The organism is Rhizobium sp. P40RR-XXII (genome assembly GCF_012641405.1).
Taxonomy (GTDB): domain Bacteria; phylum Pseudomonadota; class Alphaproteobacteria; order Rhizobiales; family Rhizobiaceae; genus Rhizobium.
The window spans coordinates 57,306-69,611 of sequence record NZ_JABAII010000013.1 but is presented as its reverse complement, the minus strand read 5'-3'; the positions used below and the strand labels follow the sequence as shown (position 1 = coordinate 69,611).

The following is a 12,306-nucleotide window of genomic DNA, read 5'->3' as shown; positions in this document are numbered from 1 at the left end:
AGTCCTCCAAATTTTTTAAATGTCCCCGGCCGATTTTGGCCCATTGATTGCCATCGCGGCATGCCGCGATGGTTGTCTCAAGCAGTCCTGGCGTTGATGGCCTTGCGCAGGAATCCATCAGCGTTTTGCAATGCCGTGCGGGCTTCTTCAATGCCCATCCCGGTAATTTCCATGAGAATGGCAAGCTTGACGTCGTTTCCCGTCAGATCGAGTACGCGGCGCGCTTCATGCTGGGTGCAGCCGGTCGCCTGCATGACGATGCGCGAGGCGCGCGCCACCAGCTTCTTGTTGCTGGCACTGACGTCGACCATGAGGTTTTGATAGCTCTTGCCGATGCGGATCATGCTTGCCGTCGTCAGCATGTTGAGAATGAGCTTCTGGGCCGTGCCGGACTTCAGCCTGGTAGAGCCGGTCAGGATTTCGGGGCCGACGACCGGCGAGATCGCCAGATCGGCAATGCCGGCAATGATGGAATTCGGGTTGCAGGATAGCGCAACCGTGAAGGCGCCGATGCTCTTGGCATAGTTCAAGCCACCAATGACATAGGGCGTGCGGCCACTGACGGCGATGCCGACGACGACATCGTCCCTGGTCAGGTTGATCTCTTCCAGCGCCTGGCGCCCCTGCGCCGGATCATCCTCCGCGCCTTCGATCGAGCGCCGCAGCGCATCCGGGCCGCCGGCGATCAGGCCGATGACCATGTCAGGCGGTACACTGAAGGTGGGCGGGCATTCGGAGGCATCGAGAACGCCGAGCCGGCCGCTGGTGCCAGCCCCCATATAGATCAGCCGGCCACCCTTCTGGAAGGCAATGACGATCTGATTGACGGCGGCGGCGATTGCCGGGATCACCTTTTCGACGGCGACCGGCACCGTCTGATCCTCATAGTTGATTTCACGCAGGATATCGAAGGTCGGCAATAGATCGATATGCATCGTATTCGGGTTGCGCCCTTCGGAAACCAACTGCTCCAGTTCGGATATCAATTTCTGCTCTGTCATGGGCCTGCTCGCGAAATAACGCTTCGATATCAATAAGTCAGCGTGGCGCGCCCAATCACATGAACATTGGGCACACCGCAGCAAGGATCGGTTTTCAGCAAGACGGACGACCAAAGCCAGCCGGGACTGAGGATGGCCTTTTTCGGCTTCGTTCCCCGTCCATTCCCTGTTTACCTAGGTTAACACTATGCCCGTTTATTCCTCTCGTCAATCCATTAAGGAATAAAATATTCCATCTTGTTCGCGTAGACGTCCCACCGCGATCATGCGTCAGCGGGGCCTTACACATCGGACAGCGTGCCAGTAGGATTGTCGCTCGATCAAACACTCTGCCCGATCATCACGGCCGGAAAACAGCCGGAAGATCAACGGATACGTCGAGCGGCTGGAAATGCCGTAAGTTCTCGGTGATGACAGTCAGGTCATAAGCCCGCGCCGTCGCCGCAATGATAATGTCCCCGAGGCCGGGATTGTGGCCCTTGCTTAGGGCATCGTCTTCCAGAGCGCCGGCAATCCGCGCGACGACCGTATCCATGGGTAGGATACGATCACCAAAACTGTCTGTGACGAAATCGAGCCAGTTAGAAAGCCGCTTGGCTCGCTCAGTCCCACCGCGACGATGAAGGGAGCGCATTCCCTTTTCGATCTCAGAAACGGACATAGCCGACAGAAAAAGTGCGTCGGCTTCGCCCTGGCTATGGAACCAGCTCCGTACAGCATTGGACGGAGGCACCTTATCCGGCGCAAACCTGCTGATAATATTCGTATCGAGCAGGTATGCGGTCACAAATCAACGTCCCTCATTTTTGAGGAGTTTCGATCCAAATCGATGCCACCGGGAAAGGTGAGCAGGAAATCTCCGAAATTCGGCCTCGGCTTCTCCAAAGCCTTCTTTGCAGCCTCGGCTGCTTCGACGGACACAAGCACGGCAGCGGGCTTCCCGTGGCGCGTGATGGTGACAAAATCGCCGTTGGCGGCTTCGTCAACCAGATTGGCAAAGCCAGCCTTTGCCTCTGCCACGCTAATTGTCGACATCACGTGCTCCCAAACTAAAATGACCATATGTAGTCAAAAATAGAGCTTGCCGCCGATGAAATCAAGAGAGGAGAGAAGGCGTCGATCAGTTCGGGACCAGGCTAGCGGATCGTCTGGCCAGAATGATCGCGCCGGAGACCGCATCGCCATCGATGGGTTTCAGCCGGCGGCGCACATCGGGTGCAAGCCAGGGCTCGAGCGGGCTTGCGAGACCGCCGAGCAGACACACGCGCGGCGCCCCCTTCTCGAACAGGGTGCGAACCAGCGTATCGATATGGCCGGCAGCGCCCTGCACGATCCGACGTGCAACCGCATCACCTTGATCGGCGTGGCGCAGGACCATCGGCGCAAGAGCCGCGTAATCCGTGGCCGATGCCCGATCCATCCAGGCGACGGCTTCCATCGGATCGTTCTGGAAACGCTGCATGATCTCGGCCAGCAGCGCCGTCTTCTGTTCGCGACCATCATGGGCGCGCAGCGCAAGCTGCACCGTCTTCAGCCCGAGATAGGCACCGCTGCCTTCATCCGAGATCGGAAACCCATAGCCGCCAACCCGTAATTGCCGCCCCTCGACGAGACCGAGCCCAATGGAGCCCGTCCCGGCAATCACGATGGCACCATCGCGACCGGAATGCGCGCCAAGGCAGGCGCCCTCGCCGTCGCTGACGAAATCGATGCTGGCAAAGGGGTGTTCTATCGCCTTGAGCGCGGCAAGCGCGCCTTTGCGGCCGATCCCCGCCAATCCGACGCCTGCATGAATGCGCCTGATATCGGAAGCGTTTAACCCCGCCTCCTCGATGGCAGCGTCGAATGCACGCGAAATCGACGCCCACGCTTCGGCGATGCCAAGACGGGTCGTCGCCGGCCCGGACAACCCCTGCCCTAAAACGGTGCCCTCGGCATTCTCGATGCGCGCCCGGCAGCCGGTGCCGCCGCCATCGACGCCGAGGAAATAAGGGGCGCTTTCCGATGCGGCAGTCATGAGATCAGCCGTTCGATATCGGCGCCGCAGAGACGCAGTTTGCGATCCAGCTGCTCGTAGCCGCGGTCGAGATGATAGACGCGGTTGACGATGGTTTCGCCTTCCGACACGAGAGCGGCGAGGACCAGCGACACGGAAGCGCGAAGGTCCGTCGCCATGAGCTGCGCGCCCTTGAGCGGTGCGCCACCGCGCACCAAAGCCGTCGTCCCTTGCAGCGTGATGTTGGCGCCGAGCCGCGTCAGCTCCGGTACATGCATGAAGCGATTTTCGAATACCGTCTCGCGGATCAGCGAGGCGCCGGCGGCGCAGCAGGCGAGAGCCATGAACTGCGCCTGCAGGTCCGTTGGAAAACCTGGATAGGGTTCCGTGGTGATATCGGCACCCTTGAGCGGGCCGTCCCGGGAAACGACGAGACCGCGATCGCTCGGCCAGACGCTGACGCCCATGGCTTCGAGCGCCTGAACGACCGAAGCCAGATTTTCTAAGCGCGCATGAATGAGCTCGAGCTGGCCGCCGGTGATTGCCGCCGCCACGGCATAGGTGCCGGCCTCGATACGGTCGGGGATGCCATGATGCCTGGCAGGACGCCAGTCGGCGTCACCATCGATGAGGATGCGATGCGTGCCTGCGCCTTCGATCCGCGCGCCCATGGCGCTGAGGCAGGCTGCCAGATCAGCCACTTCCGGCTCGCGGGCGGCATTCAGGATCTCGGTTTCGCCCTTGGCCGCGCAGGCGGCCATCATCGCCGTTTCCGTCGCGCCGACGGATGGCGAGCTCAAGACGATCCGCGCGCCCTTCAGCCCATTTAAAGCCGAAGCGACGATCAGTCCGCTTTCGATCGCAATATCGGCGCCGAGGCTCGATAGCGCCTTGATGTGCATATCGACGGGCCGCGCGCCGATGGCGCAGCCGCCGGGAAGCGAGACGCGCGCATGGCCGAAGCGGGCAAGCAATGGCGCCAGCACCAGCACGGTTGCCCGCATGCGCCTGACGGTATCATACGACGTCTCCTTCGAGACGATATCGCTTGCATCGATCGTCGTGCCATGCGGCCCGCGCTCGACCTTGGCACCGTGCAGGGCAATGACATCGAGCATGTTCTCGACATCGCTGACTAAGGGCAGGTTGGTCAGCTCCAGCGGATGCGGGCTTAAAAGCGCCGCCGCGATCTGCGGCAGCGCCGCGTTCTTCGCGCCGGCGATGGTCACCGCGCCCTGCAACCTTCTGCCGCCGGAGATGCGAAGTCTGTCCATGATGAATATCCGCCGAGGAAATAGACAAGGGCACAAAAGCCACCGTCGTTCCCCTCAGAGATTATTCGACCATTCCATGCTGTCAACGGGAATTGGAATTTTTTATTCCAATTTGCTATGATAATGTCCGATCGCACGAAGCGAGATTGCAGAGCCCACACCGGATGCTATTTTCACTGCGGTCGGTGTTGACGGCCTGAAGGGACCCCTGAAGGACCAAATGTCGATCTTAAAGAAAATCAGCGCGCAGCTCGAAGCCATGGCCCCCGCCGACCGCCAGATCGGCCGATTCATCATCGATAATCCCGACCAGATGTTGCGTCTGTCCTCCGCGGCTCTGGCGGTGGAAACGGGCCGCAGCCAGTCGAGCGTCGTCAAGTTCAGCCAGAAGCTCGGCTATGCCGGCTATCAGGAATTGAAGCTTGCCGTCAGCGAGGCCAAGGCACAGGAATGGCAGGCGCCTGCTGGGATGATCCATGGCACGATCGAGGTCGGCGACGGCTATCTCACGATCCTGCAGAAGCTGCTCGGCAGCAAGATGCAGGCGATGCAGCAAACCATCTCCGTCAACAACGAAGCCAATATCGAAAAAGCGCTCGAAGCGCTTCACGACGCCCGGCGTATCCATCTGGCCGGTGTCGGCGCCTCGTCGCTGGTCGCACGCGACTTTTCCTACAAGTTGATGAAGCTCGGGCGCAACGTGCTGCATGACAGCGACAGCCATGTGCAGATGGCCAACGCGTCGACCCTGGGTCCGGACGACCTGCTTTTTGCGCTTTCCTATTCCGGCGCCAGCATCGAAACCCTGCGGATCGCGGAACTGGCAAGCCAGCGCCAGGCAACCGTCGTTGCCGTCACCGGGCTACAGGACAACCCGCTTGCCCGCGTCGCCGACATCTGCCTTCACACCGTCGGCGACGAGGATCGCGTCCGCTCCTCGGCGATCACCGCGCGCGACGCGCAGCTGATGCTGACCGATCTTCTGTTCATTCTGCTGGTGCAGCGCCAGCCCGATGCCAATGATTACGTCCATAATAGCGAGACGGCCGTGTCCGTGCTGAAGGCCAAGCGTCTTTCATAAGATCGCGCTCCGGTAACCAAGCTGTGACGACCGCGACCCTGTACGGTGGTGATTTCGGGACGTAGCTTGGCGATCCCTAGCAAACCGTACCGGAGAGATTCCATGGACCTTGGCTTGAAGGATAAAGTCGTTCTGATCACGGGCGGCTCGAAGGGCATCGGCTATGCCTGTGCTGAACTCTTCCTGCAGGAAGGTGCGCGCGTCGCAATCTGCTCGCGCTCGCAGTCCAATATCGATGCTGCCCTCTCCGGGCTTCCCGGCGCGCATGGCTATGCCGCCGATCTGATCTCCGACGAGCAGGCACTTGCCGTGGTAAATAAGGTCGAGGCCGACGTCGGCCCGATCGATATCCTCGTCAACAGCGCAGGTGCCGCGGCGCGCACGCCGGCCGATGAATTGACCCCCGCCATCTGGCGGGCTGCGATGGATGCGAAGTACTTTTCCTACGTCAACGTGATCGATCCCGTGATCAAGCGCATGGGCTCACGCGGCTCGGGTGCGGTCATCAATATTATCGGCAACGGCGGCAAGATCGCCTCGCCCGTCCACGTGGCGGGCGGCTCGGCTAATGCCGCCCTCATGCTTGCAAGCGTCGGGCTTGCCAATGCCTATGCCGGCCGAGGTGTGCGCGTCGTCGGCCTCAATCCCGGCTTGACGGAAACCGATCGCGTCGCCGAAGGCCTCAAGGCGGCGGCGAAGGCTTCCGGCTCGACCGAGAAGGAGGCGCTCGCCGATGCCCTGCAGCGTATCCCGATCGGCCACATGGCCGATCCAGCCGACATCGCCAATGTCGTTGCGTTCCTGAGCTCGGCCAAGGCGAGCTACGTCACCGGCGTCGTGATCAGCATGGACGGCGCGCAGGTGCCGGTCGTGGTGTGAAAGCTGAGCAGCGAGCAGGTCGCATCAGAGGTCAAAGAGTCGATTTAGGTTACGTATTAACCAGGCTCAACTTGATCGTGACCCTTTTCCATTGAAGAAGCGACGTATGCATGCTATCTAGATCAGTTATCTAGAAAGAGATGGCGATGGCATTGAGCATCAAGACCGAAGAAGCGGATCGGCTGGCGCGGGAGCTGTCCCGCCTGACCGGCGAGACCATGACCGACGCCATCACCCAGGCCATGCGCGAGCGGCTGGAACGGCTGCGTGCCGAGCAGGAGGCGCATGGCGACTATGTTGCCCGCATGAAGGCTTTCGTGCGTGGGCGCGCCAGCCGCTACGATCGCCGCGCCGTCACGAAACAGGAATGGGATGAAGCGGTCGGCGATACAGCTGAAGAACTCGATTTCCCCCGATGATGATCGTTGATGCGTCTGCCATCATTGCGATCATGTTCGAGGAGGCAGAAGCTTCCGACTGCATGATGGCTCTTCAGACCGATAGTCTTCGTCTCATATCGGCTGTGAATTACGTCGAGGCCGGCACGGTCATGACGAGCAGGATCAAAGAGGGAAACCGGCGCGAAGCAATTGCCGATCTGGACGAGTTTTTGGCCGAGTTCCGCATCGAGATTGCCTCGATAGACGACAATCTCGCGCGAGCCGCGATGAAGGCTCGTGTGGAATACGGCAAGGGTTTCGGTACGCGAGGCGGCCTGAATTTCGGTGATTGCTTTGCCTATGCCCTTGCCAAACAACATTCAGCGCCTCTGCTGTATGTCGGAGATGATTTTGCGTTGACCGATGTGCAATCCGCATTGACGAGGTAAATGACCAACCAGAAGCCGGTAACCTTGCGTTCCCGGCCGTCCAAAATGTGGTATCTCGTCCTGCCTCAGACCGCCGCCTTCCAATCCAGCCCGATATCGAGCGTTGGTGCGCTATGCGTCAGCCAGCCGACGGAGATGAGATCGACGCCGGATGCGGCGATTGCGGCAGCCGTTGCCGGCGTGATGCGGCCCGACGCTTCGGTAATGGCCCGGCCACCGACGATATCGACCGCCTCGCGCAGTTGATCCGGTGTCATGTTGTCGAGCAGCACCGCGTCGACCCCCTCCTGCATGGCTTCACGAAGCTGCGCCAGCGTATCCACCTCGACCTCGATCTTGACCATGTGGCCCACGCCCGTCTTGGCGCGGCGGATGGCTTCAGTGATGCCGCCGGCAATGGCGACGTGGTTGTCCTTGATCAGCACCGCGTCATAGAGCGCGAAGCGATGGTTCATGCCGCCGCCGGCCCGCACGGCATATTTCTCCAGAGCCCTAAGACCTGGCGTCGTCTTGCGGGTGCAGACGATCGATGCCTTCGTGCCGGCGATCGCCTCGACGATACTGCCGGTCAAGGAGGCAATGCCCGAGAGATGGCCGAGGAAATTCAGCGCGGTGCGCTCCGCCGTTAGTAAACCGCGCGATGGCCCCTCGATCGTTGCAATGATGTCGCCCGCTCCAACCTTCGTGCCATCGGGCACATGACGGGTCATGACAATGGCTGGGTCCACCAGTTGGAAAGCGAGTTCGGACGCATCGAGACCTGCGACGACGCCCGCCTGGCGGGTCACCATCGCGACGCGGGAGCGATGTTCCGCCGGGATGACGGCCGTGGATGTCACGTCACCGGCAAGACCGAGATCTTCGACCAGCGCATTGCGCACCAGCGGCTCGACGATCAGGCGCGGGAGGGGAGCAAGCGTCATGTCAGGCACTCCTTGCCATGGAATAGGGGACGACGGACCTGGCGATATCCAGGGCATCGGTGAGATGCATCATGCGGCGCTGCGCATGCTGTAGCTTCAGCGGAAAATCCGTGCGGGCATGGGCGCCGCGCGATTCCATCCTGAGACTTGCGAAGACGGCAATCAGCAGTGCCACCAGCGCCGGGTCGGTCGCCGGGCTCTCGCTCTCGCAAAGCGGCAGGAGTGCTGCGATCGCGCCGTGGATGGCGCCGGCATTGCGCAGCACGCCGAGATGCCGCGACACGATCGGCCGGATGAGCGTCAGGTCTGGCGCGAAAGTCTCGGGAAAATGGTTCGGCAATCCCGTGGGGCCTGCATCCGTGCCGGCAATATCGTGCGCCGCCCGCATGCCCATGACCGCTGCCTCCAGCAGGGAGTTGCTGGCAAGGCGGTTGGCGCCGTGCAGACCGGTGGAGGCCGCCTCGCCCACGACCCATAGGCCGGAAACTGAGCTGCGGCCATTCTCGTCGGTCGCCACGCCGCCCATGTGATAGTGAACGGCCGGACGCACCGGAATGAGATCGCTCGCCGGATCGACGCCGGCCTCGTGGCAAAGGGCTTCGATAACCGGAAAGCGCGCGGCGAAACGGCGGCCGAGCGCCTGTCGCGCATCGAGGAAAACCCGGCCGCCACGAGCGATTTCCGCGCTGATGGCGCGGGCGACCACATCGCGCGGCGCGAGCTCGGCACCGTCTACCCCGGCCATGAAGCGCACGCCGCTTTCGTTGACGAGAAGCGCGCCTTCGCCGCGAACCGCTTCGCTGACGAGCGCCAGGGGACGGCGGCGGCTGGCGAGCGCGGTCGGATGGAATTGCACGAATTCCATATCGGCAAGCCGTGCCCCGGCCCTTGCCGCAAGCGCAATGCCTTGCCCGAAATTGCCGACCGGGTTGGTCGTCGCATCGAACAGGCCACCGACACCGCCCGTGGCGAGAACGACGCGGGAGGACGGCAAGGCAACGCTGCCCTTCTCGGTCAGGCACAGAAGCCCGGTGACGCGATCCCCATCCAGCAAGAGCCGCTGTGCCTGATAGCCCTCCAGCACGGTGATCGACGGCGTGCGGCCGACCGCTTCGGCAAGCGCGCGGACAATGGCAGCGCCCGAGCCGTCACCCTTGGAATGGACGATGCGCCGAAGCGAATGCGCGGCTTCAAGGCCAAACGACAATTCTCCGGCATCATCGCGATCGAACTCGACGCCTGCCCGCTCCAGGGCGGCGATTGCGACTGGAGCTTCCGCAACAATCCTTGCCGCCACCTTCGCGTCGCAGAGCCCGTCGCCTGCGGCAAGCGTATCGGCGAGATGCAGGGCGGCGCTATCACCCTTGCCGATACTGGCGGCGATGCCGCCCTGCGCCCAGGCGCTCGAGGTTTCCGCACCGATCAGGGCGCGAGTGACGATCACGGTGGGTTCGGGCGCCAGCGTCAGGGCGGTCATCAAGCCGGCAAGGCCGCTGCCGACGATGACGATGCGGCCACTCAGTTCTTCGAGGATCTCGCTCATATCGCCAGCATCCTTTCCACTGCCCGACGGGCGTCTGCGGCAATTGCAGGGTCGACCGTCACCTCATGCCGCCCCTCTTCCAACGCCTTGCGGATATTGCCGAGCGTGATGCGCTTCATGTGCGGGCAGAGATTGCAGGGCCGGATGAACTCGACGTCGGGGTGGTGCACGGCGACATTGTCGCTCATCGAACATTCGGTCAGAAGCACGACGCGCGACGGACGCTTCTTGCCGACGTAATCGGACATCACGGCGGTCGAGCCGGCGAAGTCAGCCGCCGCCACGACGTCGGGCGGGCATTCCGGGTGCGCAAGTACCGTCACGCCGGGATAATTCTCGCGCAGCTGCCGGATATCGTCTGCCGTGAAAAGTTCATGGACCTCGCAGTGCCCATGCCAGGCGATAAGCTCGACATTGGTCTCGCGCGCCACGTTGCGCGCCAAATACTCATCCGGAAGCATCAGCACCTTCGGCACGCCGAGCGATTCCACCACCTGCCGGGCATTGCCCGAGGTGCAGCAGATATCGGAAGCAGCCTTCACGGCCGCCGACGTATTGACATAGGTGACGACGGGGACGCCCGGATGAGCCTGGCGCAGCAGAGCGATATCCTCGGGCGTGATCGATTCCGCCAGCGAGCAGCCGGCTTCCATGTCGGGGATCAGAACCGTCTTTTCCGGGTTCAGCAGCTTGGCGGTCTCGGCCATGAAATGCACGCCGGCAAGGACGATGATGTCGGCATCGACGTCCACGGCCTTGCGGGCAAGCGCGAGGCTGTCGCCGACGATATCGGCAACGCCATGAAAGATTTCCGGCGTCTGGTAGTTATGCGCGAGAATGACGGCGTTGTGTCGTCGCTTCAATTCGAGGATTGCCTCGACATCATCCTGGAACGTCAGCCATTCGGCTTTGGGGATGACGCGGCTGACGCGATCGTAAAGGGAGGATGCGGATACGGGAAGATTCATGACCGGCTCCTTATTATACTCATTTTGAGTATATCATGCGCAAATAGATATTCTCAAGCTGAGCATATGTCAATTGCGGGAGAGCGGTAATTTCGTTCCGGCGAATTCGCGTTCCTCGAGGACGGCGCGGCGGAAGCGGAAGAGTTTGGCGGGGCGGCCACCGGTTTCGCTTTCAGTGCCACCGGTCTCTTCCACCAACTCCTGCTGTTCGATCAGACGGCGGAAGTTCTGCTTGTGCAGCGTTAGGCCCGCAAGCGCTTCCACGGTTTTCTGCAATTGCAGAAGCGTAAAATTCTCGGGCATGAGTTCGAAGACGACAGGGCGATACTTGATCTTCGCCCGCAGCCGCGCCATCCCGGTTGCAAGGATGCGGCGGTGATCGGCAAACATTGATCTGCCGAAATTATGCTTGAGGTCGCAGCCCGCCTCGGCGACGAGCCCTGCTTCGTAGAGCAGTTCATAGCGCTGCAGAACGAGATCCTCGTTCCATGCGGCGCCATTCAGTCCGAAGGTGAAATCGGCGCGCCGGCGACGCTGGTCGCGCCGCATCTGATCCTCGTCCATCCAGGGGGCGAGGCGAGCGGCGACGTCGTCGAGGATCGGCGGGTGCCCATTTCGATGATCTTCCCAGGGGAGATATTCGTACCAGCCGTGCCAGCCTGGCATGCCACCACCGGGAGCCGCCTGCTCGCGCACGAGCCCCAGATAGCTGATGGAAATCGTCCGTCCGCCGAGAATTTCGTTATTTCGATCGCGATCGGCAAACGTATAGAGCTGCTCCAGATAGCCGACAGGATGAGCCGTCTGTTCCTGAACCCATTCGCGCAAACCGCTCTGCAGCGTGCGGTGCCCGAGCTCGAACGGACCGGACGGCAAGGCATCGCCCGACCGCACCGTCATTACCCTTGGATCGCTGCCCGTAACGGCCGTCAGCACCGCGATCAGCTCGGCATGCGCAAGCCCGATGGTCAAGCGAACTCCATATCTTGTTTCAATCTATACTTTTCTCGCATGAAGAGCTGACGATGCCAATGCAGCCCGAGCGACGAAGACGACCACAAGAGCATCAAACCAGAGCTGCCGCCAATGGCCTCAAGATAAACTATCCAGACGCCCACAATTTTGAGCGGCAAAAGCGGGCATTGCACCGCTCGGCCGGATTAATATCTGTGGGTGCAATTTCTCAGCTAACTGTCGAGGATCGAGAAAAAATGACGCAGCCATTCGAAGATTTCGATCTCTCGGATTTCTGGGACGACAGCGAATTCGCCCGCAAAGAATATCTTGATGAGCCATTGACGGACAGTCTCCTTTCCTCCGTCCAGACACAACTGGGTTACAAGCTTCCGTCTGCCTACGTCGCGTTGATGCGTCAGCAGAATGGAGGAATGCCTATTCGCAGAGAACACAGGGTTGCGTCACCCACATCCTGGGCGAATGATCACATCGCAATTACTGGAATTTTCGGCATTGGATGCACAAAAGGGTCTTTGGCCAGCAGCATGGGAAATCAGTTCTGGATAGACGATTGGGATTATCCACCCATAGGCATATACTTTTGCGATTGCCCATCCGCCGGGCACGACATGTTATGTCTTGATTATCGTGAATGCGGACCCGAAGGTAAGCCAAGGGTTGTCCATGTGGATGAGGCGTTCGATTATCGTATTACGATGGTCGCCCAAAACTTTGAGACCTTCGTCAAAGGCCTAACCTCAGAATTTTCCTCTGCCGAACATGAGAAATAGCCGTCCAACAGCATGTCCGGTTGAGCGGCCAGAAACAAGATTCTCGCGTAGTTCATATTTGCCG

General features: G+C 60.9%; 14 protein-coding genes. 5 read left to right on the top strand and 9 right to left on the bottom strand.

Annotated elements, in window-relative coordinates; genetic code table 11:
• Positions 1-77: 77 nt before the first annotated feature.
• The 5 genes from murQ to murA all read right to left on the bottom strand — a co-directional run bounded on the left by murQ (position 78) and on the right by murA (position 4,271).
• Entirely contained in the window at positions 78-1,001 is a 924-nt protein-coding gene (gene murQ, locus HGP16_RS22745; RefSeq protein WP_168842259.1) for an N-acetylmuramic acid 6-phosphate etherase, read from the bottom strand.
• A 340-nt stretch (positions 1,002-1,341) separates the two neighbouring features.
• Positions 1,342-1,788 (bottom strand): type II toxin-antitoxin system VapC family toxin, encoded by a 447-nt coding sequence (locus HGP16_RS22740; RefSeq protein ID WP_168842258.1) that lies wholly within the window; start codon positions 1,786-1,788, stop codon positions 1,342-1,344.
• Positions 1,785-2,036 carry a type II toxin-antitoxin system Phd/YefM family antitoxin gene (locus tag HGP16_RS22735; protein WP_168842257.1) on the bottom strand — a complete coding sequence of 84 codons (252 nt, stop codon included), beginning with the start codon at positions 2,034-2,036 and terminating at the stop codon, positions 1,785-1,787. Before HGP16_RS22735 ends, HGP16_RS22740 begins: the two co-directional genes overlap by 4 nt.
• An 85-nt stretch (positions 2,037-2,121) precedes the next feature.
• Complete coding sequence (locus HGP16_RS22730; protein ID WP_168842256.1) at positions 2,122-3,018, bottom strand: N-acetylglucosamine kinase; 897 nt, start codon at positions 3,016-3,018, stop codon at positions 2,122-2,124.
• A complete protein-coding gene (murA, locus tag HGP16_RS22725) occupies positions 3,015-4,271 on the bottom strand; it encodes a UDP-N-acetylglucosamine 1-carboxyvinyltransferase (protein WP_168842255.1) in 1,257 nt (418 codons plus the stop codon). Before murA ends, HGP16_RS22730 begins: the two co-directional genes overlap by 4 nt.
• A 220-nt stretch (positions 4,272-4,491) precedes the next feature.
• On the opposite strand from murA, the gene HGP16_RS22720 reads away from it, so the two are divergent.
• From HGP16_RS22720 to HGP16_RS22705, 4 genes are all read left to right on the top strand, one after another.
• Positions 4,492-5,352: a MurR/RpiR family transcriptional regulator gene (locus HGP16_RS22720; RefSeq protein ID WP_168842254.1), complete on the top strand. Its 861-nt coding sequence runs from the start codon at positions 4,492-4,494 to the stop codon at positions 5,350-5,352.
• Positions 5,353-5,454: 102 nt separating this feature from the next.
• A complete protein-coding gene (locus tag HGP16_RS22715) occupies positions 5,455-6,231 on the top strand; it encodes an SDR family NAD(P)-dependent oxidoreductase (protein WP_168842253.1) in 777 nt (258 codons plus the stop codon).
• A 146-nt stretch (positions 6,232-6,377) separates the two neighbouring features.
• Positions 6,378-6,650 carry a type II toxin-antitoxin system VapB family antitoxin gene (locus HGP16_RS22710; protein ID WP_168842252.1) on the top strand — a complete coding sequence of 91 codons (273 nt, stop codon included), beginning with the start codon at positions 6,378-6,380 and terminating at the stop codon, positions 6,648-6,650.
• Positions 6,647-7,060, top strand: a complete 414-nt coding sequence (locus HGP16_RS22705) for a type II toxin-antitoxin system VapC family toxin (protein ID WP_168842251.1) — start codon at positions 6,647-6,649, stop codon at positions 7,058-7,060. The genes HGP16_RS22710 and HGP16_RS22705 overlap by 4 nt, the downstream gene beginning before the upstream one ends.
• A gap of 65 nt (positions 7,061-7,125) precedes the next feature.
• Here HGP16_RS22705 and nadC read toward each other — a convergent pair whose 3' ends face one another.
• The 4 genes from nadC to HGP16_RS22685 all read right to left on the bottom strand — a co-directional run bounded on the left by nadC (position 7,126) and on the right by HGP16_RS22685 (position 11,466).
• Positions 7,126-7,983, bottom strand: coding sequence for a carboxylating nicotinate-nucleotide diphosphorylase (gene nadC, locus HGP16_RS22700; protein WP_205926463.1), 858 nt, complete (start codon positions 7,981-7,983; stop codon positions 7,126-7,128).
• Position 7,984: 1 nt separating this feature from the next.
• Entirely contained in the window at positions 7,985-9,526 is a 1,542-nt protein-coding gene (locus HGP16_RS22695) for an L-aspartate oxidase (protein WP_168842250.1), read from the bottom strand.
• Positions 9,523-10,494: a quinolinate synthase NadA gene (gene nadA, locus HGP16_RS22690; RefSeq protein ID WP_168842249.1), complete on the bottom strand. Its 972-nt coding sequence runs from the start codon at positions 10,492-10,494 to the stop codon at positions 9,523-9,525. Before nadA ends, HGP16_RS22695 begins: the two co-directional genes overlap by 4 nt.
• A 69-nt stretch (positions 10,495-10,563) precedes the next feature.
• Entirely contained in the window at positions 10,564-11,466 is a 903-nt protein-coding gene (locus tag HGP16_RS22685) for an NUDIX hydrolase (protein WP_168842248.1), read from the bottom strand.
• Positions 11,467-11,519: 53 nt separating this feature from the next.
• Here HGP16_RS22685 and HGP16_RS22680 point away from each other — a divergent pair, with 53 nt between their 5' ends.
• Positions 11,520-12,242 carry an SMI1/KNR4 family protein gene (locus HGP16_RS22680; protein WP_246703385.1) on the top strand — a complete coding sequence of 241 codons (723 nt, stop codon included), beginning with the start codon at positions 11,520-11,522 and terminating at the stop codon, positions 12,240-12,242.
• The last annotated feature ends 64 nt before the right edge of the window (positions 12,243-12,306 follow it).

What these genes read in the sequence shown, in the direction of transcription:
- murQ (WP_168842259.1), bottom strand. Translation starts at nt 1,001, where the DNA reads ATGACAGAGCAGAAATTGATATCCGAACTGGAGCAGTTGGTTTCCGAA.
- HGP16_RS22735 (WP_168842257.1), bottom strand. Translation starts at nt 2,036, where the DNA reads ATGTCGACAATTAGCGTGGCAGAGGCAAAGGCTGGCTTTGCCAATCTG.
- HGP16_RS22730 (WP_168842256.1), bottom strand. Translation starts at nt 3,018, where the DNA reads ATGACTGCCGCATCGGAAAGCGCCCCTTATTTCCTCGGCGTCGATGGC.
- murA (WP_168842255.1), bottom strand. Translation starts at nt 4,271, where the DNA reads ATGGACAGACTTCGCATCTCCGGCGGCAGAAGGTTGCAGGGCGCGGTG.
- HGP16_RS22720 (WP_168842254.1), top strand. Translation starts at nt 4,492, where the DNA reads ATGTCGATCTTAAAGAAAATCAGCGCGCAGCTCGAAGCCATGGCCCCC.
- HGP16_RS22715 (WP_168842253.1), top strand. Translation starts at nt 5,455, where the DNA reads ATGGACCTTGGCTTGAAGGATAAAGTCGTTCTGATCACGGGCGGCTCG.
- HGP16_RS22710 (WP_168842252.1), top strand. Translation starts at nt 6,378, where the DNA reads ATGGCATTGAGCATCAAGACCGAAGAAGCGGATCGGCTGGCGCGGGAG.
- HGP16_RS22705 (WP_168842251.1), top strand. Translation starts at nt 6,647, where the DNA reads ATGATGATCGTTGATGCGTCTGCCATCATTGCGATCATGTTCGAGGAG.
- nadC (WP_205926463.1), bottom strand. Translation starts at nt 7,983, where the DNA reads ATGACGCTTGCTCCCCTCCCGCGCCTGATCGTCGAGCCGCTGGTGCGC.
- HGP16_RS22695 (WP_168842250.1), bottom strand. Translation starts at nt 9,526, where the DNA reads ATGAGCGAGATCCTCGAAGAACTGAGTGGCCGCATCGTCATCGTCGGC.
- nadA (WP_168842249.1), bottom strand. Translation starts at nt 10,494, where the DNA reads ATGAATCTTCCCGTATCCGCATCCTCCCTTTACGATCGCGTCAGCCGC.
- HGP16_RS22680 (WP_246703385.1), top strand. Translation starts at nt 11,520, where the DNA reads ATGCCAATGCAGCCCGAGCGACGAAGACGACCACAAGAGCATCAAACC.